This window comes from Vogesella oryzae (assembly GCF_902829295.1).
GTDB lineage: Bacteria > Pseudomonadota > Gammaproteobacteria > Burkholderiales > Chromobacteriaceae > Vogesella > Vogesella oryzae.
The window spans coordinates 24,773-48,049 of record NZ_CADEPL010000031.1 but is presented as its reverse complement, the minus strand read 5'-3'; the positions used below and the strand labels follow the sequence as shown (position 1 = coordinate 48,049).

Below are 23,277 nucleotides of genomic sequence, written 5' to 3'. Positions count from 1 at the left end.
CAGCCACTCCGGTACTCTCTCATGGACATCATTAGCTTCCTGATCGACTTCATCCTGCACATCGACGTGCACCTGGCGGAACTGATCGCCCAGTACGGTACGCTGGTCTACGCCATCCTGTTCCTGATCGTGTTCTGCGAAACCGGGCTGGTGGTCACCCCGTTCCTGCCCGGCGACTCGCTGCTGTTCATGGCCGGTGCGCTGGCGGCCAGCGGCCAGCTGGCGCTGGCACTGGTGATGCTGACACTGGGCAGCGCCGCCATTCTCGGCGACAGCTGCAATTATTTGATCGGCCGTACCGTCGGCAAGCGCCTGTTTGCCAATCCGGACTCGCGCATCTTCCGCCGTCAGTACCTGACCACCACCGAAGCCTTCTACGCCAGGCACGGCGGCAAGACCATCATCCTGGCGCGCTTCGCCCCCATCGTGCGCACCTTCGCCCCGTTCATCGCCGGCATGGGCCATATGCGCTACCTGCGCTTCCTCGCTTCCAGCGTGGTCGGCACCATGCTGTGGGTCGGCGGCTTCTGCCTGCTGGGCTTTGCCTTCGGCAATCTGCCGGTGGTGCGCAACAACCTGTCGCTGCTGATGCTGGCCATCATCGCCGTGTCGCTGGCACCGACCTTCATCGCCATCCTGCGCAACAAATTTGCCGCCAAGGCCAATCGCGCATGAAGCACATCCGCAAGCTGCCGGACCATTTGGTCAACCAGATCGCCGCCGGCGAGGTGGTGGAACGCCCGGCCTCGGCGCTGAAGGAAATGCTGGAAAACAGCCTGGATGCCGGCGCCGACAAGATCAGCGTCGATCTGGCGCAGGGCGGCATCAAGCTGATCCGCGTCACCGACAACGGCCGCGGCATTGCCGCAGAAGAGCTGCCGCTGGCACTGGACCGCCACGCCACCAGCAAGATCGGCAGTCTGGACGACCTGGAAAGCGTCGCCACGCTAGGCTTTCGCGGCGAGGGCCTGGCCAGCGTGGCCTCGGTGTCGCGCCTCACCCTCACCAGCCGGCCGCAGGATGCCGATCACGCCCACCAGATCATTGCCATCGACGGCACGCTGCACCCGGTGGAGCCGGCGGCGCACCCGACCGGCACCAGCGTAGAAGTGGTAGACCTGTACTTCAACACCCCGGCGCGGCGCAAATTCCTGAAGAGTGAAAACACCGAGTACGCCCACTGCGCCGCCACGTTCGAGCGCATCGCGCTGGCGCACCCGCAGGTGGAGTTCATCCTGCGCCACAACGGCAAGGTAGTGTGGCGGCTGCCACAACAAAGCCTGGCCGACCGGGTGTCGGCCCTGCTGGGCAAGGATTTCGTCGACGCCGCGCTAACGGTGGAAACCGTGGCCGCCGGCCTGACACTGACCGGCTTCATCGCCAGTCCCACCTACTCCAAGGCCAGCCGCGACGCGCAGTATTTCTACGTCAATGGCCGCTTCGTGCGCGACAAGACCGCACAGCACGCGCTGCGCCAGGCCTATCGCGATGTGTTGCACCATGAGCGCCACCCTGCCTACGCGCTGTTCTTTACGCTGGATCCGGCCAACGTCGATGTCAACGTGCATCCGACCAAGATCGAGGTGCGCTTCCGCGAAAGCCAGGCAGTACACCAGTTCCTGTTCCACAGCGTGCACCGCGCGCTGGCCAGCCCCCCCGCCGGCGCCAGCCCCGCCGTGCAACTGGACGACGGGCAAGCCAGCGCAGCCGCCAGTCCCGCCGCCAGCAGCGCGAGCCAGGACACGCGCTTGCCGTCACCCGGTAGCAGCAGCAGTGCGGCCAACGTTGGCCGCACGCCGACGCCGTTCCGCTATGAACAGCAGACTATCCCGCTGCACGTGGCGCGCGAGGCGGTCGGCGTCTACGACAAGATGTTCTCCGGTCTGCGCGACGAAGAGCGCAGCCCGATCCCCGCCCCTGCCAGCTACGTGCTGCCGCCGGCCGGCAGTGCGCCGCAACGACTGCCCGACGCCAGCGACGGCATTCCGCCGCTGGGTTTCGCGCTGGCGCAGCTGCACGGCGTCTACATCCTCAGCCAGTGCGAGGACGGGCTGATCGTGGTGGACATGCACGCCGCGCACGAGCGCATCGTCTATGAGCGGCTGAAAACCGCGCTGGAGGCCGACACCATCCCGATGCAGCCCTTGCTGCTGCCGGTATCGTTCGCCGCCGACAAGTTCGAGGTCGCCACCGTGCACGAGCACGGCGCCGCCATGCAGCGCCTCGGCATCGAGCTGGCGCCGCTGTCGCCCACCCAGATCGCCGTGCGCGGTGTGCCGGTGTGGCTGCAGGACAGCAGCCCGGTAGAACTGGCGCGTGCAGTGCTGAAAGACGTGCGCGAATTCGGCCTCACCGAAGTGCTGACCGAGCGCCGCAACGAGCTGCTGGCCACCATGGCCTGCCACGGTGCAGTGCGCGCCAACCGCCAGCTGACACTGCCGGAAATGAACGCGCTGCTGCGCGACATGGAAGCCACCGAGCGCTCAGGCCAATGCAACCACGGCCGTCCGACCTGGAGCCGGCTCAGCATGCGCGATCTCGATAACCTGTTCATGCGCGGTAAATGATTCACCCGGGTTGGCCGCATGCGGCCAACCTTTTCCACTTCCGGATTCCTCATGTTCGCCAACTCCCGCCCCGTCACCAGTTCGCAACCCGGCCCACACAGCCGCCTGGCCGAGGTGGTGGCGCGCCATGCCCAGCATCCGTTCCAGAAACCGTTCGCCGACTACAACCGCGCCGCCTACGCCACCCTGCTGGCAGCCTGGGACGGCCGTAGCCCGCTGGTGCTGGACACCGGCTGCGGCGTGGGCGCTTCCACACAGAACCTGGCGGCGCAGCAGCCGGATCACTTCGTGGTCGGCATCGACCAGTCGCTGGACCGGCTGCAGCGCGGCAAACCGGCACCGCTGCCGGATAACGCGCTGCTGCTGCGTGCCGACATGGTGGACATCTGGCGCCTGCTGGCCGCCGACGGCATCCGCCCGGCACAGCAATGGATGCTGTACCCCAACCCGTGGCCCAAGCCTGAACACCTGCAGCGCCGCTGGCACGGCCACGCAGTATTCCCGGTGGCGCTGGCGCTGGGCGGACGGCTGGAGCTGCGCAGCAACTGGCAGACCTATGCCGAAGAACACGCGCTGGCGGTCAGCCAGCTATGCGGCCAACCCTGCCACGCCGAACGCTGGCAGCCGCACGACTTCCTCACCCCGTTCGAGCGCAAATACCACCACTCCGGTCATGCACTGTGGCGAGTGGTGGTCGACCTGCCCGCCGCCAGCTGACACCAGCGGATGCGCCACTGGCTGATGGCTGACGCCACCAAACGGATTGCTACGACAATGTCGTATAATCTGCCTGATTCGGCCGTTGCCGTTTAATCACCACGGGAAACCCGCAGGAGCTAGCCATGACAGACACGCAAACGCTTACCCGCTACAAGGCCTGGGCCGACGATCTGTTCTTGTCCGCCGTCGCCACACTGCCGGAAGCAGACTTGCTCGCCCCGCAGCCGATTGTGTTTGGCAGCCTGATCCGCACCCTCAACCACGCCCTTGCCATCGACTATGTCTGGCAATGCCACCTGCTCGGCACCGCGCATGGCTTGACGAGCCGCAATCCGGAACACTGTCCGGACATTGTGGAACTGGTCGATCGCCAGCGAGCGCTGAACCAGTGGTATGTCGACTACGCCGCCGCGCTGGACGAAGCCGAACGGGATGAAATGGTCAGTTTTGAATTTATCGGCGGCGGTGCCGGCCGCATGCGCCGCCGTGACATCCTGCTGCACGTGGTGAATCACGCCAGCTACCACCGCGGCCATGCGGCGGGCATGCTGTACAGTCTGGATGTTTTCCCGCCAACAACCGATCTGCCGGTGTTTCTGCAACAGCAGCAGCCGGCCTGATTCGCCCCAGCCAAGGCAATAGCCGGCGGTGTTTACCGCGACGTACAACGTTGCTGACGCTTCCGCCCATCGCCGGCCGATAACAAAAAGCCCCGCTTGCGCGGGGCTTTGTCATGCCGGGTTGGCCGCATGCGGCCAACGTCAGCAGCTTACTGGTAGCTGTCGATGGACGGGCAGCTGCAGATCAGGTTGCGGTCGCCGTAGACGTCGTCGATACGGTTCACGCTCGGCCAGAACTTGTTTTCCAGCACGTACGGCAGCGGGAAGAAGGCTTCTTCGCGGCTGTACGGACGGGTCCACTCGCCGGCGATGTCGGCCTTGCTGTGTGGTGCGTTCACCAGCGGGTTGTTGTCCGCCGGCCAGACACCGTTCTGCACCTTGTCGATTTCCTGGCGGATGGACAGCATCGCGGCGATGAAGTGATCCAGCTCGGCCTTCGATTCGGATTCGGTCGGCTCGATCATCAGCGTGCCCGCTACCGGGAAGCTCATGGTCGGCGCGTGGAAGCCGTAGTCCATCAGGCGCTTGGCCACGTCCACTTCGGTCACGCCGGAGGCGGCCTTCAGCGGGCGCAGGTCGATGATGCACTCGTGTGCCACGCGGCCGTTACGGCCGGTGTACAGCACCGGGTAGTGCGCCGACAGGTTCTTCATCAGGTAGTTGGCGTTCAGCAGTGCCATTTCGGTGGCGTGCTTCATGCCTTCCGCGCCCATCATGCGGATGTACATGTAGGAGATCGGCAGGATGGAAGCGGAGCCGAACGGCGCTGCGGATACCGCGCTCTGGCCGGCCACGGCGCCCGGTACGGCGGACACCACGTGGTTGGCCATGAACGGCGCCAGGTGCGACTTCATGCCGATCGGGCCCATGCCCGGGCCGCCGCCGCCGTGCGGGATGCAGAAGGTCTTGTGCAGGTTCATGTGCAGCACGTCGGCACCGATGTCGGCCGGGCGGGTCAGACCCACCTGGGCGTTCATGTTGGCGCCGTCCATGTACACCTGGCCACCGGCCGCGTGCACGATCTCGCAGATTTCCTTGATGCCTTCCTCGAACACACCGTGGGTGGACGGGTAGGTAATCATCAGCGCACCGAGGTTGGCCGCATGCTGCTCGGCCTTGGCACGCATGTCGGCCATGTCCACGTTACCGTTGTCGTCGGTCTTCACCACCACGACCTGCATGCCCAGCATCTGCGCGGTAGCCGGGTTGGTACCGTGTGCGGATTGCGGGATCAGGCAGATGGTGCGGTGCGCTTCGCCACGGCTGGCGTGGTAGCGACGGATCGCCAGCAAGCCGGCGTATTCGCCCTGCGCGCCGGAGTTCGGCTGGATGGAGATGGCGTCGAAGCCGGTGATGGCCATCAGCTGCTGCTGCAGGCCTTCGATCATTTCCAGGTAGCCGGCAGTCTGTTCGCGCGGGGCGAACGGGTGCATGTTGGCGAATTCCGGCCAGGTGATCGGGATCATCTCGCTGGTGGCGTTCAGCTTCATGGTGCAGCTGCCGAGGCTGATCATGGAGTGGTTCATCGCCAGGTCGCGGTTTTCCAGCTTTTTGAGATAGCGCAGCATCTCGTGTTCGCTGTGGTGGGTGTTGAACACCGGGTGCGACAGGATGGCGGATTCACGCTTCAGCGCGGCCGGAATGGCGTCGGCAGCGGCGGCGTCCAGCGCGGCGATGTCGGCCGGCTTGCCGGTGAAGAGCTCGATCAGCTGCTTGAGGTCGGCTTCGGTGGCGGCTTCGTGGAAGGCCACACCCAGCACGCCGTTGCCGGCATCGCGCAGGTTGATGCCGGCTGCCAGCGCAGCGGCGTAAACGTTGGCCGCATTGGCGCCCAGGTCAACCTGTACAGTATCGAAGAAACGGTCGAACACCAGCTTGCCACCGGCAGCCTTCACCGCGTGGGCAAAGATGGCGGCCATGCGGTGGATGCGTGCAGCGATGCGCTTCACGCCCTCGGCACCGTGGTAGACGGCGTACATGCCGGCGATGTTGGCCAGCAGCACCTGCGAGGTGCAGATGTTGGAGTTGGCCTTTTCGCGACGGATGTGCTGTTCGCGGGTCTGCAGCGCCATGCGCAGCGCGGTCTTGCCCTTGGCATCCACCGATACGCCGATGATGCGGCCCGGAGCGGAACGCTTCATGTCGTCCTTGAAGGCGAAGAAGGCAGCGTGCGGGCCACCGAAGCCCATCGGCACGCCGAAGCGCTGGGTGTTGCCCACGGCGACATCAGCGCCCATTTCGGCCGGCGACTTCAGTGCCACCAGCGCCATCACGTCGGCAGCCACGACGGCCAGCGCACCACGCGCCTTGGCGGCAGCGATGTACGGGGTGCGATGTACGGGGTCAGATCCAGCAGTTCGCCGGATTCGCCCGGGTACTGGAACAGCACGCCGAAGTAGTCGGCATTGCCGGCTTCTTCCGGATGGCCCAGCACCAGCTCGAAACCGAAGTATTCGGCGCGGGTCTTCATCACGTCCAGGGTCTGCGGCAGCACGCGGCTGTCGACAAAGAACTGGTTGGACTTGGACTTGGATACACGGCGCGCCATGGCCATGGCTTCGGCAGCGGCGGTGGCTTCATCCAGCAGCGACGCGTTGGCCACTTCCAGACCGGTCAGGTCGATGATCATCTGCTGGAAGTTCAGCAGCGCTTCCAGACGGCCCTGGGCGATTTCTGCCTGATACGGGGTGTAAGCGGTGTACCAGCCCGGGTTTTCCAGCACGTTGCGCAGGATCACGCCCGGGGTCAGCACCGGGTAGTAACCCAGGCCGATGAAGGATTTGTTCACTACGTTCTTGCTGGCCACAGCCTTGAGGTCGGCCAGGGCATCGGCTTCACGTTGTGCCGGCGGAATGTCCAGCGCGCGGTTGAAGCGGATATTGGCCGGTACGGTCTGCGCGACCAGGTCTTCCAGCGAGGCAGCACCCACGTAGGCCAGCATCTCGGCCTTCTCGGCCTCGCACGGGCCAATGTGGCGTTCGATGAATTCTTGATGATTGAACAGTTGCGAGAGCGACATGTCTTCGATTCCGTCTTTCAATGGCCACGAAAACACACGGAAACACAGCCAGCAAGGTTGGCCGCAGTGGCGGTCAGGGGCCTGTCCTTCCGTGTGTCTTCGTGGCTAGAAACAAAAAAGCCCCGCTGTCGTGTGACAGCAGGGCCATTCGATCAGGCGCCGATTTCGGCTGCGTAGGCAGCCGCGTCGAGCAGCTTGTCCAGATCGGCGGCATTGGCCGGCTTGAGCTTGAAGAACCAGCCTGCAGCGTACGGCTCGCTGTTGGCCAGATCCGGAGCGGCTTCCAGCTCGGCGTTCACGGCCAGCACTTCACCGGCGATCGGGGCGTAGATGTCGGAGGCGGCTTTTACCGATTCCACCACGCCAGCCTGTTCGCCATCACCCAGTGCGCTGCCTACCGACGGCAGTTCCACGAACACGATGTCGCCCAGCAGCTCTTGTGCATGCTCGGTGATGCCCACGGTAACGGTACCGTCAGCTTCCAGACGCAGCCATTCATGGCTGGATACGTATTTCAGTTCGGCGGGGATGTTGCTCATGTGATTCTCCTGATGCAGATAGTTTGGATCTTGGTTGGGTATTACCGGGGTGACGCTCTCGCCACGTCGTTATACACCAGCTTATTCAAAAACTTTCTTGCCATTGCGTACGAACGGCATTTTCACCACGCGCACGTCGGTCAGCGTGCCGCGCAGGTCCACCTGGGCGGTAGCGCCGGTGCTGGCCGGCACGCGGGCAATGGCGATGGAATGTTTCAGGGTCGGCGAGAAGGTGCCGCTGGTGATGATGCCTTCCTGGCCATCGACAACCACTTTCTGGCCTTCGCGCAGCACGCCGCGGCCTTCCAGCACCAGGCCAACCTGCTTCATGGCGACGCCGGCAGCTTTCTGTGCTTCCAGTGCCTTGCGGCCGATGAAGTCGCGCTCTTCCGGATTCCAGGCAATGGTCCAGCCCATGCCGGCTTCCAGCGGCGACACGGTTTCGTCCATGTCGTGGCCGTACAGGTTCATGCCGGCTTCCAGACGCAGGGTATCGCGTGCGCCCAGGCCGATCGGTGCCACGCCTGCGGCTTGCAATTGATTGAAGAAGTTAATGGCTTCGGTGGCGGGAATCATGATTTCCAGGCCATCTTCACCGGTGTAACCGGTGCGGGCGTAGAACCACTCGCCTTGCGGCAGGCCCTGGAATACTTTCAGCGCCTGGATGGCTTCGGCCAGCTCCGGCTTGACGGTGCAGACTTTGGCAATCGCGTTCGGGCCTTGTACCGCCAGCATCGCCAGATCACGGCGCACCTGCAGCTTGACATCGAAGCCGGCGGACTGCTTGTCCATCCATGCCAGGTCTTTTTCGGTGGTGCCGGCGTTGATCACCATGCGATAACCGGTCGCGGTGAGGTAGACGATCAGGTCATCCACCACGCCGCCTTGTTCGTTGAGCATGCCGGAATACAGCGCCTTGCCTTCGAAGCCCAGTTTGGACACATCGTTGGCGATCAGCTTTTGCAGCCAGCCTTTGGCATCGCTACCGGTGATGTCGACCACGGTCATGTGGGATACGTCGAACATGCCGGCGTCGCTACGCACGATTTCATGTTCTTTCAGCTGGGAGCCGTAATGGATCGGCATTTCCCAACCGGCAAAATCGACCATTTTTGCACTGGCCGCAATGTGCGCATCAAACAGGGGGGTACGTTTCGGGGCCGTCATGGCAAGTCCTCGGAGTGAGTTTTTCCGCTAGCTCACACCCCTCTGTCCATGCACCTGAGATTTTCCGGCATTGCGCCGTTAGCCCCTTCGGTGGACGCTTGTCGCGCCGCTCTCCAGATTCTGCTGGCCTTGCAGCCAGATTCTTACAGTCCTTTTGCCTGAGCGATTGCGGGTGCACTTGCGCCTTCGGCGGCAGCCTGCCGGTTACGGCGGCCGCACTCTCCTGCGGAATGCGGCGATTATCGTCGCCCACCGTCTGGTTGGCAAGTCGGGTTTTGTCCAGTTTTCAGTCACTTGCGACAACTGTTTAGCTGACGGGCGTGATAATTCGCTTTGCTGCCAATCCCTTAGCGCATGCTGTTAGCCGATAACCACCGGACCGGCAGGAACCCGCGACAACGACCAGTGCGTCAATGCCCACGACCACAACTCGGCAAGCGACTGGACATCGGCCGGTGCGGCATGCCCCAAGCGCAGTAGCGCCAGCCGCAGCTCATCTGCTGCCAACCGTGGCGAGATCGCAGGCGCCAGTGTCTGCTTGGAAAGCTTCTCTCCCGCCAGATTCACCATCAGCGGTAGATGACAGTGGCTGATGGCCGGCCCGCCGAGGCATTGCCGCAGCCATAACTGACGTGGCGTCGACACCAGCAGGTCAGCCCCGCGAACAATATCGCTGATGCCCTGCTCGATATCATCCACCACCACCGCCAGCTGATAGGCCCAGAACCCGTCGGCGCGCAACAGCACAAAATCACCGATATCCTGCTGCAGTTGTTGCGCGTAGTACCCCTGCAAGCGGTCTTCGAATCCGAGGGTGCGATCCGGCACCTTCAGGCGCCAGGCACGCGGGCTGCGTCCCGGCGCCAACCCGTGGCGACACGTGCCGGGATAGACCATGCCATCAAGACCACGCAGGCCATGCGCCGAGATTTCCTTGCGGCTGCAGCCACAGCCATAGGCATCGCCCTGCCGGATAAGTTGCTCCAGCGCAGCGCGGTACAAATGATGACGCTGGCTCTGGTAAACCACCTCGCCATCCCACTCGAAGCCGAAGGCCTCCAGCGTGCGCAAGATATTGGTCGCAGCGCCGGGCATTTCGCGGGGCGGATCAAGATCCTCCATGCGCAGCAGCCATTGTCCGCCGCGGCTGCGGGCCTCCAGATAGCTGCCGACCGCGGTAGTCAGCGAGCCGGCATGCAGCAGACCGGTAGGGCTGGGAGCGAAACGGCCACGATAGGAAAAATCAGGGGCAGACATACAGGCAGATGGCAACAATAATCAGCTGGAACGGTCCGGAATCAGCCGGCTGGCCGTACGGAGGGCGAGAGATGACGCACGTTGTAACCGAAGCCTGTATCAAATGCAAATACACCGACTGTGTAGAGGTTTGCCCGGTGGACTGCTTTCACGAAGGCCCCAATTTTCTGGTTATCGACCCGGACGAATGCATCGATTGCACGCTGTGCGTACCGGAATGCCCGATCAGCGCAATTACCACCGAAGAAGAACTGCCACCGGCCCAGCACGCCATGCTGGCACTCAATGCCGAGCTGTCCAGACTGTGGCCGGTCATCACCGAACAGAAAGCGCCACTCCCCGATCATGAGCAATGGGCAGGCGTAGAAGGCAAGTTACCGCTACTGGAGCGCTGATCACGGCAATGCTGCCGGTCATGTGCAATCGACCGGCAACACCGTCAGATAAACAGATCGACGTCTCCGCCAACCTTGCGCTCGCTGTCGCGGTCGATGCGCTGGCGATAGCTTTCTTCTTCCTGCACCAGATTGTGTTGCGGACGGATTTTCTTGATCAGCACCTTGCCGGTATCGGTAAAAAAGTACACCTTGCGGGCAATATCCGCCCCGAGGTCCTCGGCCACGATCGGGATATGCTCCTGCGCCAGGAATGCATGCACGAAACTGGCATTACGCTGCCCGATGTTAGCCTTGGTCATGCCATCCAGCACGTTACCGCCACCGAAAACCTTGGCTTCCAGCGAACGGCGGTTGGCGCCAAGCTTGAGCATGTCGTTGATCAGCAGCTCCATGGCATGGGTACCAAAACGGGCCGGCATCAGACGGTCGCTGCTACCGCTGCCCTGATCCGGCAGCATGAAATGGTTCATGCCGGCGATGCCGGTCACCCGGTCGCGCAGGCAGGCAGAGACGCAGGAGCCGAGCACCGTCACCAGCAGCAGGCCATCATCGGTAGCCTGGTACTCGCCCGGCAACAGCTTGGCTGCATTCTTGTTGAAATGCTTGTCGAAATAGCGATGTGCTGCATGACCACCCAGCATCAGGCCTCCCGTTTATGTTGGCCGCACAAATAGGCCAATACCTGCGTGGCCATTTGCGATAGCGGTACTACCTCGTGTACCGCCCCGATTTCGTACGCGGCGCGCGGCATGCCATACACTACACACGATGCCTGATCCTGGCCGAAATTGTAGCTACCAGCCTCGCGCATACGCAGCAGCCCTGCGGCGCCATCTTTTCCCATTCCGGTAAGGATCACGCCCACCGCGCGTTTGCCAAGCAGGTTGGCCGCCGAGTCAAACAAGACATCTACGGCCGGACGATGGCGGTTAACCAGCTCACTTTGCTCAAGATGGGTAAACAGTTGCCCGCTCCGGCTGACGATACTCAAATGGGAATGTCCGGGTGCAATGTAGATATTGCCGGCGACCAGAGGTTGACCATCGCTGGCCTCGCACACACTCATGGCACAGCATTGGTCCAGCCGCTGAGCAAACGACAGCGTGAAATGCTCCGGCATATGCTGCACCACCAGTACCGGTGGCGTATTAGCCGGTAGGCCGCTCAGGAATTCGCGCAGTGCTTCGGTTCCACCGGTGGAAGCCCCCACGACTATCACCGCATCCTTGCGCAAGATAGTGACGTTGCCGGCAGCCTTGGACTGATTCGCTTCTTGCTGGATGAAGCGGCTAGGTAACTGTACTCGCGCGGCCGCCGCCGCACGAATCTTGTCGCAAATCAGCTCGGCGTATTCCTGCATGCCGCGACTGATATTGACCTGCGGTTTCTCGATGCAATCGACCGCACCCAACTCCAGTGCGCGCAGGGCAATGTCAGACCCGGTGGCGGTCAGCGACGAAATCATCAACACCGGGGTTGGCCGCAGACTCATCAGCCGTCGCAGAAACTCAAGCCCATCCATGCGCGGCATTTCTACGTCCAGCGTAATCACATCCGGATTGCTCTCGCGGATACGCTCCCGGGCCGCCACCGGGTCGGGGGCAAATGCCACCACCTCCATGTCCGCCTCGGCATTGATAATCTTGCCCAGAACCTCGCGGATCAAAGCAGAATCATCCACCACTACAACCCGGATTTTTCGCCCCTGCACCATAGTGTTATCCACGCGCCAGGCGGTAGGCTGTCTTGCCACAAGGCGCAAAGGTATTGCTGATATGCTGGATATTCTCCGAATGCCCCAGCAACAAAAGACCATGCGGTTTCAGATGCCGGGCAAAGTGCTCGAGAATGCCGGCCTGAGTTTGCTTGTCAAAATAAATCAGTACGTTACGGCAAAAAATGACATCGAACACTCCCAATTGCGGCCAACTGGCATCGACCAGATTGATCTGCCGAAACTGGACTTGCCGGGCAAAGACAGACTTCACTTTGACCTTGCCGTTATTACTCCCCACGCCGCGTACAAAGAACTGCTTCAACAGCGATGGATCAAGCTTGGCAACCCGATCCGCACTGTAGACACCAGAGGCAGCCTTGGTCAGCACCTGAGTGTCGATATCTGATGCCACTATATCGTAGCGTCCAGCTTGCAGCGTTTGCGCTAGCGTAAACAGAATGGAATAAGGTTCTTCACCGGTCGACGCTGCCGAACTCCAGACCCGATATGGATTGCTGCCTTCGGCATGCTGCTGGGCATGCTGCCGCAAAATATCGAAGTGGTGACTTTCGCGAAAAAAGGATGTCAGGTTGGTAGTGAGTGCATTGATGAAATGCTCCCACTCCCCCGCCCCTGCAGCTGAATCGAGTAACGCCAGATAATCTGCAAACGACTTGAAACCCTGGTGACGCACCCGCTTGGCTAGTCGGGCATAAGCCATGTGGTTCTTGGCATCACTCAAGGCAATGCCAGTCTTGTTGTACAGTAGCGACCTTACCGCGAGAAAGTCTGCCTCGGAAAAATGCAAATCCCGCGGAAAGATCGCTTCTGCCTCTGCCGCCATGTCAGAACTCCTCCCATTCGCCCTCATCGGTTGGCTGGGAATTCAGTGGCGAGTGCATCAGCTGTGGTGCGCGACGGGGTGTCGCCACCATCTCGGCAACAGCAACCCTCGGGAGAGGCTCGTGCACCGGCTTAACCGTAGCGGGAGTAACAACTGGTGTTCTGATACTTCCGTCCAGATGGAAAATAGATACGGCATCCAGCAATACCGAAGCCTGCTCTTCCAGCGACTCGGCGGCAGCGGCAGCCTCCTCGACCAGCGCCGCATTCTTCTGGGTATTTTCGTCCATCTGGCTAACGGCAAGGTTTACCTGCTCGATACCGGAACTCTGCTCGATAGAGGCGGCAGAAATCTCGCTCATGATGTCGGCTACCCGACGGATCGAAGAAACGATCTCCTCCATGGTGCGACCGGCCTCATCCACCAGACGGGTACCGGACTCCACCTTATCTACCGAATCGCCGATCAACCCCTTGATTTCCTTGGCCGCAGCCGCTGAACGCTGCGCCAGGTTACGCACCTCGCTGGCCACCACGGCAAAGCCACGTCCTTGTTCACCGGCACGCGCAGCCTCCACGGCAGCATTCAACGCCAGGATATTGGTCTGGAAAGCAATACCGTCAATCACACTGATAATGTCGACGATCTTGGTGGCACTCTGGTTGATCTCGTTCATGGTGGAAACCACTTGACCCACCACTACCCCACCGCGTGAGGCAATATCCGATGCCCCCACGGCCAGCGAATTGGCCTTGCGCGAGTTATCCGCATTCTGCTTCACCGTACTGGTGATTTCTTCCATGCTGGACGCTGTTTCTTCCAGACTGGCGGCCTGTTGTTCGGTACGGCTGGACAGGTTGCTGTTACCGGCAGAAATTTCCCGCGCCGCGGTATTGATGGCAGAAGCGGCTTCCTGAATGTTGCCAACGATCTCACGCAGTCGTGAAACGGTCATATTGGTGTCGGACTTCAGCTGCCCGAACATGCCTTGGTAGTCGGCAGAGATCGTGCGGGTCAGATCACCCTTGGCGAGTGCGGCCAACACGGTCGCCACATCAGATAGCCCCTGGTTGGAAACCTCCATCAATTGATTGATTTGCTCGGAGAGTGTCGCAAAGAAACCGCTCTTGCCATCCATCGGGATACGCTGCAGGAAGTCGCCACGTACGGCAGCACCAACGATGTCGGAGACTTCTTTCTCAACACGCACTTCTTCGGTCCGGTCGGCCCACTCCACCACGGAGCCCAGTCGCTCGCCAGTGTCGCTGAATACTGGGTTGGCAATCAGGCGGAAGGTGCGGCCACCCACCACGATTTGCGCCGTATATGTTTGTTTGAGACCCGCCAGCAGGTCACGCTGATGCGCTGGATTGCGGTGGAAACCATCCATGCTGGTTCCAAGCAAATTACGCGCATCAAAGTTGGGCAGGGCTTTCTTGATGTCGGCTTCGGCATTGCGCAGCATGTCATGCACGCTGCGGTTCATGTAGATGATGGTGCGGTCATTGTCGGCAATCATCACATTGGAAGAGACATTATCCAGTGCTTTGCGGATGCGGGTATTTTCCGCCAGCATGACCTGCTCTTCTTCCCGGCGCTGTTGCTCCAGACGCTGGGCATGAAGCTTCTCGGTCATATCCGCCCACTCCACTACCGAGCCAAGACGCTCGCCGCTATCGCTAAACACCGGGTTGGCAATCAAGGTAAACGAGCGATTACCCACCACGATATCGGCAGTGTAGGTTTGCTTCAGGTTGGCCAGCAGCTCACGCTGGTGCGCAGGATTACGATGGAAGCCATCCATGCTGGAACCCAGCAGGGTTCGCGAATCAAAGTTAGGCAGCACCTTCTTGATATCGGCTTCGGCTTCGCGCAGCATTTCCTGCACACTGCGGTTCATGTAAATGATGCTGCGTTCGTTGTCCGCAATCATCACATTGGCGGAAACATTATCCAGCGCCTTGCGGATACGGGTGTTCTCCGCCATCTGACGCTGCTCTTCCAGGCGCTTATCCTGCTCCAGCTGTTGCAGCTTCAATTGCTCGGTAATGTCCTGCCACTCGACCACCATGCCGAGACCGCGCCCCTTGTTGTCGCTGATCGGGTTAACCAGCAAGGTAAAGGAGCGACCACCGACGCTGATCTGGGCCCGGTGTGTGCTGCGCAAGTTGGAGAGCATCTTGCGCTGGTATTCCGGATGCTTGTGGAAGCCATCAATATTGCTGCCAATCACACTGCGGGCAGAGAAGCTCGGCAGCTCCTTGCGAATGTCCGCTTCTGCATTGGCCAGCATGTCCTGCACCGCCTGGTTGGTATACACCACCACGTTATTACTATCGGCGATCATGACATTGGTCGCAGCAACATCCAGCGCATTGCGCACCAGAATATTCTCTATCGCCTTGTCTGCGGCCAACTTCATGTAGTAAGCCAGGCTAGTAGTATCTGCCTCGGCCACTTTAAAATCAGTTTCCAGATGGCCCGATGCCAGCTCTTTCATGAGTTGCGTAGCAACTGCCGGCTCACACCCCAGAGTACGGAACAGACGACGGCTGATCAGCCAGGCTGCCAGCAAACCAACAACAAGCGAAACTGCCAAGAGCAATTGCAAGGCCTGCCCGGTATGTCGAGCAGACTGCAACACGGCGGTAGTCCGCTCATTAACCTGCGCTTCCTCGTAGCTCACCAGTTTATTCACGGCCGTCTGGTAGTTCTTCTGACCCGGACGCAACTTGGCAAACAGAAAAGCCTTTGCCTCTTCCAGTTGCCCAGCCTTGAACAAGACAACAAACTGCCCAAGGTCAGCGCGATAACTTGCATCGGCCTGACGCACAGCAGCTTCGAGTGGCATGGCGACATCATCAGCCGGATATTGCTTGAGCTGGGCGTATGCCTCGTCCATACCCGCCAGAGCTTTGTCCAGATCTTGCACCTGCTGCTGTACCAGCACTGGATCACTGCTCAGCAAAGCGGTACGTACGCCCCTAGCAGTCTCGTTAACGTTATCAACGATACGACCGGCCGCTCCAGAGCGTGGCAAATGATAACTAGCAACCTTGTCGATATCGCCAGACATCACATCCAACCGCACGATAGCCAACACAGAAGCGGAGGCAATCAGAACCAGCAAGATACCAAAGCCCAGCCATAACAGGTTCTTCACTTTCATGTTTGTCACCCCCTTAAACGTTGGCCGCCAACGCGGAATCCATCAACGCCATTTCCTGACTGCTCATCAGTTTTTCGATATCCACCATGATGATCATGCGCTCACCAATGGCGCCCAGCCCCTGGATGTAGGCAGTATCCATCACCGAACCGAATTCCGGAGCCGGCTTGATATCCTCCCCTGCCAGCTCGATCACATCGGAAACGCCGTCAACCACCATACCGACGGTACGACCCAGCACATTCAGAATGATTACCACGGTAAAGTCGTTGTAAACGATGTTTCCGACGCCGAATTTGATACGCATATCGATGATAGGAACGATATGGCCGCGCAAATTGATAACGCCCTTAATGAACTCGGGCGATTTCGCCAGGCGGGTTACAGCGTCATAGCCGCGAATCTCCTGCACCTTCAGAATGTCGATACCATATTCTTCCTGCCCCAACGTGAAGACCAGGAACTCCCGGCGCTGGGCATCGGTTTCTGCCATTATTCGTGTATCCGTCATGATGTTTGCCGTACCCCGTTACGGTTAGATCAGACCGTCACCGCATCGGTCTGCGGTACTTTCTGCATGTTCATTCTGACAATCGCACCTACGTCCAGAATCAGTGCGACACGGCCATCCCCCAGAATGGTGGCGCCGGACAGCCCCTCCACCTTCCGGTAGTTCGCCTCAATGTTTTTCACCACAAACTGCTGCTGCCCGAGCAATTCGTCGACCATCAACGCAAACTTCTGTCCTCCAGCCTCTACCACGATAAGGATGGCCTGTTCCGGCAACGCATTAAGCGGGGTGATCTCAAAGACGTCGGCAATACTGATGATCGGCAGATATTCGCCGCGAATACTGACAATCCTGCCGCGACCGACAATGTTCTTCACATCACCGGGCTGCGGTTGTAGCGACTCCAGAATATAGTTCAGCGGTAGTACGTAGGTTTCATCACCGACCATGACCGACATGCCATCCATGATCGCAAGGGTCAGCGGCAACCGAATGGTCATGGTCGTGCCGATATCTGCCATGCTGCTGATATCGATACGCCCGCCCATCGCGACAATGTTCTTGCGCACCACGTCCATGCCCACCCCGCGGCCGGAAACATCGGTCACTTCGGCCGCAGTAGAAAAGCCGGGCTCGAAAATCAGCGCCCACACATCGCCATCCGTCATGCTGTCCTGCACCGGCAGTCCACGCTCGCGCGCCTTGGCCAGGATTTTGTCGCGGCGCAGCCCCGCCCCATCGTCGGTAACCTCGATAACGATGCTGCCGCCCTCGTGAAAAGCCCGCAGCGTCAACAGACCACATGCCTGCTTGCCTTTGGCCAGCCGCTCCTGAGGAGACTCCACACCGTGGTCCAGGCTATTTCGCACCAGGTGGGTAAGCGGGTCAGACAGCTTTTCGATAAAGCCCTTATCCAGCTCGGTGCTCTCCCCGACCATTTTCAGCTCCACCTGTTTGTCGAGCTTGGCGGCAAGATCACGAACCACACGGGGAAAGCGCTGGAAAACGAAGGAAATAGGCATCATACGGATGGACATCACCGCCTCTTGCAACTCCCGGGAGTTGCGTTGCAGCAGCGAGATGCTGTTGAGCAGCTTCTCGTGAGCCACGGTATCAAGCCCGCCACCGTACTGCACCAGCATGGATTGGGTGATAACCAGTTCCCCCACCAGATTTAGCAATAAATCGACTTTATCGGTGCTGACACGAATGGAACTCTCGCCTGCCTGGCTGTTACTACTGGCAGAACGAGCCTCGGTACGACTGACAGCATTAGAGCTGGTAGGGGCGGGCGAATCTGCGATCACAGCCGGGGTGCTTGCCGTAGCAAGCGCCGGCATTGGTTGAAACAAACCAAAGCCGGGCTCTTCGTAAGCGATATGCGGATCGGCGGCAATTGCTACTTCGGGCAACGGCTCAAACAAGCCAAAACCATCTTCTTCCAGCAGGGCGCCATCTGCAGACACCCCAAGAGCAGCCGCTGACTCCGAAGCGCCAAACAAGCCAAAGCCATCATCCTCGGTAGTGACATTCTGCAGCACCCGGAAAGAAGCAGGATCAAGCACAAAGGCCAGCATTTCGCTGACTTCGTCACAACTGACAGTAGTGGTTAGTAATGCAATCGCAGGCAGGCCAACCCTGCCATCCTCCGGAAGGCTACTGATAACTTCCACCTGTCCAAGCGCGGCCAACCTTTGCCAAATATCAGCCTCAGGCAAAGCCAGCGGCTGATGCAACTCGATATGCAAACGCCCGCTGACCGGCTCGACTACCGGCGCGGGCGCCGCCACGACGACCTCCCCCTGCGACAGTTGGATCAGAATCTGTTTTAGCTCTTGAATTCGCCCCGAGGGAACTGCATCAGCACCACGGTGGTGTGCCAACATGTCCTTAAGCAAATCACCAGACTGCAACGATGCATCTACAATCTGCCGGCTAAGAGGCAGTTCCAGCTTCCTAACTTTATCCAGCAGATTTTCAAGCACATGGGTAAGGTCGGCCAGATCGGTAAAACCAAAAGTCGCTGCACCACCTTTAATAGAGTGGGCGGCCCTGAAAATGGCATTCAAATCTTCGCTGTCCGGCCGGTCAATATCGATGACCAGCAGTAAAGACTCCATGCTGGCCAGATGTTCGGCCGTTTCATCAAAGAACACCTGATGAAACTGGGACATATCAAATGACATCGGCGGCCCCCTCGGGACAGATCAACGCAGACTTCAGCCCACCAAACGACGCACGACGTCGATCAGCTTCTGAGGATCAAACGGCTTGACCAACCAGCCGGTAGCACCCGCAGCACGCCCTTGTGCTTTCATCTGATCGCTGGACTCGGTAGTCAGCATCAGGATTGGGGTAGACAGATAATTGGGAAGCTGACGGAGCGAGCGGATCAGCGTAAGTCCATCCATGCCAGGCATATTCTGGTCAGTCAGCACAAGATCGACCTGAGACGTCTGCGCCTTGGCAAGACCCGCATTGCCATCGGCAGCCTCTATTACTTCATATCCAGCGCTTTTCAGCGTAAAGGTCACCATCTGTCTGATAGAGGCAGAATCATCTACAGTGAGAATTTTTTTGGCCATAGCCGGTATCCAATCATTCCTTGGAATGTAGCATTGCCGCCCCGGAACCAGTTCTGCTACCTGCCGCACAAGAACCGATTACCAAGGCCGACAGCCCTGCAGCAAAGGCGACCGCCTCCTACTACAGGACAAACAGATATCACCGAATAGTGAACAGTTTGGTGAAGCACGCGATTTCCAGAACTTGCCGCACGGTATCACGACAATTCACCAGCGCCAGATCCTTACCGGCGGCACCGGCACGCTCCTTCAACAGCAAAAGCATGCCCAAGGCCGAGCTATCGAGATATGGCACTTGCTCGAAATCCACCTCGATATGGGATATCGCACTATTCTCCAGCAACTCCTGACTGGCCGCGCGGAAGTCCTTGTGCACGTTGAAGTCAAACTGACCGACCAGCACAATTGACCCGGATTTACCTTCTATCCTGACGATAGGTTTCATACCACTACTTCCCCTTGATGGCCGCGCCGACAGCGATTGGAATTCTCAGCTCAAAAACTGTCATTCCACCATCGCGCGTATATCTGATCGATCCCTTCATATCCTCGACCACTCTTTTGACAATGGCAAGTCCAAGTCCTGTGCCATTTGCCCTTGTAGTAAAAAATGGATCAAAAATTTGCTGTTGCAGCCCATCCGGGATGGCCTCGCCTTCATTAGCCACCCTCAGTAGTACCTGTCCTGCCTGGACAGATGACTCCAACCACACCTGCCCGTAATCCGGGCAAAACTGGCATGCATTTTCAATCAAATTGACCAGCGCGCCAACAAGATCGGATCGCACAGCCTGTACAGCACCAGCTTCCCCCACCCGTAGTTGCCAGTGCAGATGCTTTTTTTCCAGCAAGGGAGACACGATCAGCTCAACTTCCTGCAGCAGCAGGCCCACATCAAACCGCTCCTGCACCCCCTCCACCACACCGGAGCGAACAAAGCTCAACATATCCTGCACCAATGATTCCAGGGCCCTAAGCCTGTCGACAACTTTGCTAGCAAAGCGCCCCTTGGCCTCCTCCTGCAAATCACTGCGGCACAGGTTGGCCGCATAAAGCAACGCAGTCGCCAACGGCGTCCGGATTTGATGCGCCAGCGATGCCGCCATCCGCCCCATTGATGCTAGCTTGGCTTGCTGGGCAAGTTGCTCATGCAACTGCCGTAAATGCGTTACGTCAACCAGCAATACAAAACTCCCCTGCCCCTGCAGCGCCACCTCGGCGACAGAAACAAAAACGATAGACCCATCCCCTCGTCGCCCCAGAAACTCGCCATCCTGAGCATCCCGATCCAGCAAAGCATCCAGCTGCCATGACTGCTTTACTTCCAAATCAGGCAGTAGTGCAGTAGCAGCCTCATTGACCGCAGAGACAACCCCCTCTCTATCCAGCTCGACCACACCTACCGGCATCGCTGCCAGCAAGGCGGTTAACTTGGCGGCCAACCTTTCATTTGCCTCGGATTTCTGTAGCAGCTCATCGTTTGCCTGCTGCAACTTGCCGTTTAGCTCGGCCACCTGGCTTTCCAGCAACTTGTAAGCACGGATCAACTCATCCGTGACGCTATTGAAGTGCTCGAAGACCTCGCGCAACTGCTCGCTATTGCCCTGCATTGTTAAAATCCTTACACACTAGTAGCGCATGATTTGTAAAACTTGCTTGAACAGTATGATAATGCGCATAGACCTGCTTGACAGCTTGCACAAGGCCGTCCAACCAGTCAGCTAGCTGGGCTGGCCTTTTTGCGCGAAACTTGTATTAATAGTATTGTCAGCGAATCCGTTACACGACGGCCAACCCTCCGGAGGTTTCCGTGTCAGAACTGCTTAAAAAAATTGATGCCCGCACCAAACTTGCAGGCACTAACAAACTGGAAATCCTGCTCTTCTCGCTTGGCGTGGACCAACGTACGGGAAGAAAAGAAACCTTTGGCATCAATGTGTTCAAAGTTCGTGAAGTGATGCGCACCCCGGAGATCACATCGGCGCCGGAAATGCCGTCGTCAGTAGAGGGGATGGTCAGCCTCCGTGGCAGCCTGGTTCCTGTCATCGACCTGGCAAAGTACGCCGGTGTTATCAGCGAGAAAAAACCGGAAATCATGATCGTGACCGAATACAACGGTCACACCCAGGGCTTTCTGGTCGAGGCAGTAGACACTATCCTTCGCCTGGACTGGGCAGCCATGCGTGTCCCACCGGAAATGATTACCAACCGGATGGGGGGCTTGGTTACCGCTGTTACCGAACTGGAAAACGGGACGCTGGTAATGATGATGGATGTGGAAAAAGTACTGGCCGAGACCGCCATGTACAGTGATGAACACCAGTTCCTTAACATTGAGCCGCTACGCGAAGAGCGTATGGTTTATTTTGCCGACGACTCCGCAGTCGCCCGCAAGCAGATTGAGCGCACCTTCCAGGCCATGCAGGTGAAGTACGCCTACGCCATCAACGGCATGCGCGCTTGGGACGACCTGCAGCGGATGGCAGGGCAGGCCGAACTGGCCGGTCGCAAACTGAATGAAGTGGTACACCTGATTTTGACCGATGTGGAAATGCCGGAGATGGATGGTTACATGCTGACAAAAATGGTCAAATCGGACCCTCGTTTTGCTGGCATCCCAGTACTGATGCATTCCTCCCTGTCCGGTCAGTCGAACCAGAAGCTGGGCGAATCCGTAGGTGTTGATGCCTACGTATCCAAGTTCGAGCCTCAAAAGCTGTCGATGAAGATCCGCGAGATGTTGAAAATCTGATCCAGCGACACAGAAAAAAGGAATCGCAATGGCGGCATCTGAAGCTTCTCTGTTGGCCAGTATTGATGCAAGAACCAAGCTGGCAGGCTCCAACAAGATGGAAATCCTCTTGTTCTCCCTCGGCACCAGGGAAACATTTGGCATAAACGTTTTCAAGGTTCGCGAAGTATCGCAAACCCCATTTGTCACCAAGACCCCGAATATGCCATTCGGCGTAGAAGGCGTATTGTCTTTGCGTGGCAATATTATTCCAGTGATTTCGCTGGCCAAGTTCATCGGCTGTGAATCGACCGAAGCCGGCTACAGCACCATGATCGTCACCGAGTTCAACAAGAGCACTCAAGCATTCCTTGTTGACTCTGTTGATCGCATCATTCGGGTTGACTGGGATAAAGTACGGGCGCCTGAAAACGTCATGAGCACGTCTCAGCAAACGCTGATCACAGCCGTTACCGAACTCGAAGACGGGAAACTGGTATCCATTCTGGATGTAGAGCAGATTCTGGCAAGTGTTGTCGGCGAGTCTCACGTACCGGACCTACCCCAAGCCCCACTGGAACTCGACCAGTACGTTTTTTTTGCGGACGACTCGGTTGTGGCACGCAAAGAGATCTGCGGCGTGCTCGACAAAATGGCAATCAAATACCATCAGGCCAACAACGGCAAGGAAGCCTGGGACAAACTGCAGGTACTGGCAAATCGCAATTGGTCCGAAGAAGAATCATTGCACGATACCCTGAAGCTGATCCTGGTAGATGCCGAGATGCCGGAAATGGACGGTTACGTTCTAACCAAGCTGATCAAATCAGATCATCGCTTCAGCGGCATCCCGGTTGTGATGCACTCGTCACTCTCCTCGAATGCCAACAGGGCAATGGGCGCCAGTGTTGGTGTTGATGCTTACGTCGCAAAATTTGATCCGGCAGTTCTTGCAGATACTTTAATTCCGTTCCTGCAACGTTAAAATAACGGGTTAACCACCACCCAGGTCAGGACAACGCTAATGACAGACAAGAATCTTCGTTTCCTCGTGGTAGATGACTTTTCCACAATGAGACGTATTGTGCGCAACCTGCTCAAGGAACTGGGCTTTACCAACGTTGATGAAGCGGAAGATGGTCAAGTTGCCCTGCACAAACTGAAAACCCAGCATTTCGACTTCATCGTGTCGGACTGGAACATGCCCAATATGACAGGTATTGAACTGCTTCGCGCTGTACGTGCCGATGCCCAGCTCAAGCCGATCCCGTTCCTGATGATTACCGCGGAAGCCAAGCGCGAGAACATCATCGAGGCTGCGACGGCTGGAGCGAGCGGCTACATTGTCAAGCCGTTTACGGCAGCAACGCTGGAAGAAAAGATGAACAAAATCTTCCAGAACCTGAGCAAATAACATTAATTATTAAGCAAGC

At 58.7% G+C, this 23,277-nt stretch carries 20 protein-coding genes, 1 pseudogene and 2 riboswitches; of the genes and pseudogenes, 8 read left to right on the top strand and 13 right to left on the bottom strand.

The window, feature by feature from the left end; translation table 11 throughout:
* Window positions 1-27 precede the first annotated feature (27 nt).
* From HU218_RS12570 to HU218_RS12555, 4 genes are all read left to right on the top strand, one after another.
* Window positions 28-675 carry a DedA family protein gene (locus HU218_RS12570; protein WP_217450819.1) on the top strand — a complete coding sequence of 216 codons (648 nt, stop codon included), beginning with the start codon at window positions 28-30 and terminating at the stop codon, window positions 673-675.
* Window positions 672-2,567, top strand: coding sequence for a DNA mismatch repair endonuclease MutL (mutL, locus tag HU218_RS12565; RefSeq protein ID WP_174875286.1), 1,896 nt, complete (start codon window positions 672-674; stop codon window positions 2,565-2,567). Before HU218_RS12570 ends, mutL begins: the two co-directional genes overlap by 4 nt.
* A 51-nt stretch (window positions 2,568-2,618) precedes the next feature.
* On the top strand, window positions 2,619-3,284 hold the full coding sequence (gene trmB / locus HU218_RS12560) for a tRNA (guanine(46)-N(7))-methyltransferase TrmB (protein ID WP_174875285.1): 666 nt from the start codon (window positions 2,619-2,621) through the stop codon (window positions 3,282-3,284).
* Between the two features lie 125 nt (window positions 3,285-3,409).
* Window positions 3,410-3,907: a DinB family protein gene (locus tag HU218_RS12555; protein WP_174875284.1), complete on the top strand. Its 498-nt coding sequence runs from the start codon at window positions 3,410-3,412 to the stop codon at window positions 3,905-3,907.
* A gap of 149 nt (window positions 3,908-4,056) precedes the next feature.
* Here HU218_RS12555 and gcvP read toward each other — a convergent pair.
* From gcvP to gluQRS, 4 genes and pseudogenes are all read right to left on the bottom strand, one after another.
* Window positions 4,057-6,926 (bottom strand): annotated as a pseudogene (gene gcvP, locus HU218_RS12550) (aminomethyl-transferring glycine dehydrogenase).
* A 152-nt stretch (window positions 6,927-7,078) separates the two neighbouring features.
* A complete protein-coding gene (gene gcvH / locus HU218_RS12545; RefSeq protein WP_174875283.1) occupies window positions 7,079-7,465 on the bottom strand; it encodes a glycine cleavage system protein GcvH in 387 nt (128 codons plus the stop codon).
* An 81-nt stretch (window positions 7,466-7,546) separates the two neighbouring features.
* Window positions 7,547-8,632 carry a glycine cleavage system aminomethyltransferase GcvT gene (gcvT, locus tag HU218_RS12540; RefSeq protein ID WP_174875282.1) on the bottom strand — a complete coding sequence of 362 codons (1,086 nt, stop codon included), beginning with the start codon at window positions 8,630-8,632 and terminating at the stop codon, window positions 7,547-7,549.
* Window positions 8,633-8,664: 32 nt separating this feature from the next.
* Window positions 8,665-8,759, bottom strand: a riboswitch (glycine riboswitch).
* A 9-nt stretch (window positions 8,760-8,768) separates the two neighbouring features.
* Window positions 8,769-8,868, bottom strand: a riboswitch (glycine riboswitch).
* Between the two features lie 124 nt (window positions 8,869-8,992).
* Window positions 8,993-9,889 (bottom strand): tRNA glutamyl-Q(34) synthetase GluQRS, encoded by an 897-nt coding sequence (gluQRS, locus tag HU218_RS12535; protein ID WP_174875281.1) that lies wholly within the window; start codon window positions 9,887-9,889, stop codon window positions 8,993-8,995.
* 71 nt (window positions 9,890-9,960) lie between these two features.
* Between gluQRS and fdxA the strand changes: the two genes are divergently transcribed.
* A complete protein-coding gene (gene fdxA, locus HU218_RS12530; protein ID WP_174875280.1) occupies window positions 9,961-10,284 on the top strand; it encodes a ferredoxin FdxA in 324 nt (107 codons plus the stop codon).
* A gap of 44 nt (window positions 10,285-10,328) precedes the next feature.
* Here the strand turns inward: fdxA and cheD are convergent, their stop codons facing one another.
* From cheD to HU218_RS12485, 9 genes are all read right to left on the bottom strand, one after another.
* Window positions 10,329-10,928, bottom strand: a complete 600-nt coding sequence (gene cheD, locus HU218_RS12525) for a chemoreceptor glutamine deamidase CheD (RefSeq protein ID WP_174875279.1) — start codon at window positions 10,926-10,928, stop codon at window positions 10,329-10,331.
* Complete coding sequence (locus HU218_RS12520; protein WP_174875278.1) at window positions 10,928-12,001, bottom strand: protein-glutamate methylesterase/protein-glutamine glutaminase; 1,074 nt, start codon at window positions 11,999-12,001, stop codon at window positions 10,928-10,930. Before HU218_RS12520 ends, cheD begins: the two co-directional genes overlap by 1 nt.
* 4 nt (window positions 12,002-12,005) lie before the next feature.
* A complete protein-coding gene (locus HU218_RS12515; protein WP_217450817.1) occupies window positions 12,006-12,848 on the bottom strand; it encodes a CheR family methyltransferase in 843 nt (280 codons plus the stop codon).
* Window position 12,849: 1 nt separating this feature from the next.
* Complete coding sequence (locus HU218_RS17140) at window positions 12,850-16,017, bottom strand: methyl-accepting chemotaxis protein (protein WP_174875276.1); 3,168 nt, start codon at window positions 16,015-16,017, stop codon at window positions 12,850-12,852.
* Window positions 16,018-16,030: 13 nt separating this feature from the next.
* Window positions 16,031-16,510 carry a chemotaxis protein CheW gene (locus HU218_RS12505; protein WP_217450816.1) on the bottom strand — a complete coding sequence of 160 codons (480 nt, stop codon included), beginning with the start codon at window positions 16,508-16,510 and terminating at the stop codon, window positions 16,031-16,033.
* Window positions 16,511-16,557: 47 nt separating this feature from the next.
* A complete protein-coding gene (locus HU218_RS12500; protein WP_174875274.1) occupies window positions 16,558-18,714 on the bottom strand; it encodes a chemotaxis protein CheW in 2,157 nt (718 codons plus the stop codon).
* Between the two features lie 33 nt (window positions 18,715-18,747).
* Entirely contained in the window at window positions 18,748-19,113 is a 366-nt protein-coding gene (locus HU218_RS12495; protein WP_174875273.1) for a response regulator, read from the bottom strand.
* A 139-nt stretch (window positions 19,114-19,252) separates the two neighbouring features.
* Window positions 19,253-19,558 carry an STAS domain-containing protein gene (locus HU218_RS12490; protein WP_174875272.1) on the bottom strand — a complete coding sequence of 102 codons (306 nt, stop codon included), beginning with the start codon at window positions 19,556-19,558 and terminating at the stop codon, window positions 19,253-19,255.
* A gap of 4 nt (window positions 19,559-19,562) precedes the next feature.
* Entirely contained in the window at window positions 19,563-20,723 is a 1,161-nt protein-coding gene (locus HU218_RS12485; protein WP_174875271.1) for a sensor histidine kinase, read from the bottom strand.
* A gap of 200 nt (window positions 20,724-20,923) precedes the next feature.
* Between HU218_RS12485 and HU218_RS12480 the strand changes: the two genes are divergently transcribed.
* Genes HU218_RS12480 through cheY form a run of 3 tightly spaced genes read left to right on the top strand, consistent with a single transcriptional unit; the run spans window position 20,924 to window position 23,258 of the window.
* Entirely contained in the window at window positions 20,924-21,865 is a 942-nt protein-coding gene (locus HU218_RS12480) for a chemotaxis protein (protein ID WP_174875270.1), read from the top strand.
* Window positions 21,866-21,893: 28 nt separating this feature from the next.
* Window positions 21,894-22,829: a chemotaxis protein gene (locus HU218_RS12475; RefSeq protein WP_174875269.1), complete on the top strand. Its 936-nt coding sequence runs from the start codon at window positions 21,894-21,896 to the stop codon at window positions 22,827-22,829.
* Window positions 22,830-22,868: 39 nt separating this feature from the next.
* Entirely contained in the window at window positions 22,869-23,258 is a 390-nt protein-coding gene (gene cheY, locus HU218_RS12470; RefSeq protein WP_174875268.1) for a chemotaxis response regulator CheY, read from the top strand.
* The last annotated feature ends 19 nt before the right edge of the window (window positions 23,259-23,277 follow it).

Bases quoted from the DNA above. Each gene is read 5' to 3' on its own strand.
- mutL (WP_174875286.1), top strand. From the start codon at position 672: ATGAAGCACATCCGCAAGCTGCCGGACCATTTGGTCAACCAGATCGCC.
- trmB (WP_174875285.1), top strand. From the start codon at position 2,619: ATGTTCGCCAACTCCCGCCCCGTCACCAGTTCGCAACCCGGCCCACAC.
- HU218_RS12555 (WP_174875284.1), top strand. From the start codon at position 3,410: ATGACAGACACGCAAACGCTTACCCGCTACAAGGCCTGGGCCGACGAT.
- gcvH (WP_174875283.1), bottom strand. From the start codon at position 7,465: ATGAGCAACATCCCCGCCGAACTGAAATACGTATCCAGCCATGAATGG.
- gcvT (WP_174875282.1), bottom strand. From the start codon at position 8,632: ATGACGGCCCCGAAACGTACCCCCCTGTTTGATGCGCACATTGCGGCC.
- gluQRS (WP_174875281.1), bottom strand. From the start codon at position 9,889: ATGTCTGCCCCTGATTTTTCCTATCGTGGCCGTTTCGCTCCCAGCCCT.
- fdxA (WP_174875280.1), top strand. From the start codon at position 9,961: ATGACGCACGTTGTAACCGAAGCCTGTATCAAATGCAAATACACCGAC.
- cheD (WP_174875279.1), bottom strand. From the start codon at position 10,928: ATGCTGGGTGGTCATGCAGCACATCGCTATTTCGACAAGCATTTCAAC.
- HU218_RS12520 (WP_174875278.1), bottom strand. From the start codon at position 12,001: ATGGTGCAGGGGCGAAAAATCCGGGTTGTAGTGGTGGATGATTCTGCT.
- HU218_RS12515 (WP_217450817.1), bottom strand. From the start codon at position 12,848: ATGGCGGCAGAGGCAGAAGCGATCTTTCCGCGGGATTTGCATTTTTCC.
- HU218_RS17140 (WP_174875276.1), bottom strand. From the start codon at position 16,017: ATGAAAGTGAAGAACCTGTTATGGCTGGGCTTTGGTATCTTGCTGGTT.
- HU218_RS12505 (WP_217450816.1), bottom strand. From the start codon at position 16,510: ATGGCAGAAACCGATGCCCAGCGCCGGGAGTTCCTGGTCTTCACGTTG.
- HU218_RS12500 (WP_174875274.1), bottom strand. From the start codon at position 18,714: ATGTCATTTGATATGTCCCAGTTTCATCAGGTGTTCTTTGATGAAACG.
- HU218_RS12495 (WP_174875273.1), bottom strand. From the start codon at position 19,113: ATGGCCAAAAAAATTCTCACTGTAGATGATTCTGCCTCTATCAGACAG.
- HU218_RS12490 (WP_174875272.1), bottom strand. From the start codon at position 19,558: ATGAAACCTATCGTCAGGATAGAAGGTAAATCCGGGTCAATTGTGCTG.
- HU218_RS12485 (WP_174875271.1), bottom strand. From the start codon at position 20,723: ATGCAGGGCAATAGCGAGCAGTTGCGCGAGGTCTTCGAGCACTTCAAT.
- HU218_RS12475 (WP_174875269.1), top strand. From the start codon at position 21,894: ATGGCGGCATCTGAAGCTTCTCTGTTGGCCAGTATTGATGCAAGAACC.
- cheY (WP_174875268.1), top strand. From the start codon at position 22,869: ATGACAGACAAGAATCTTCGTTTCCTCGTGGTAGATGACTTTTCCACA.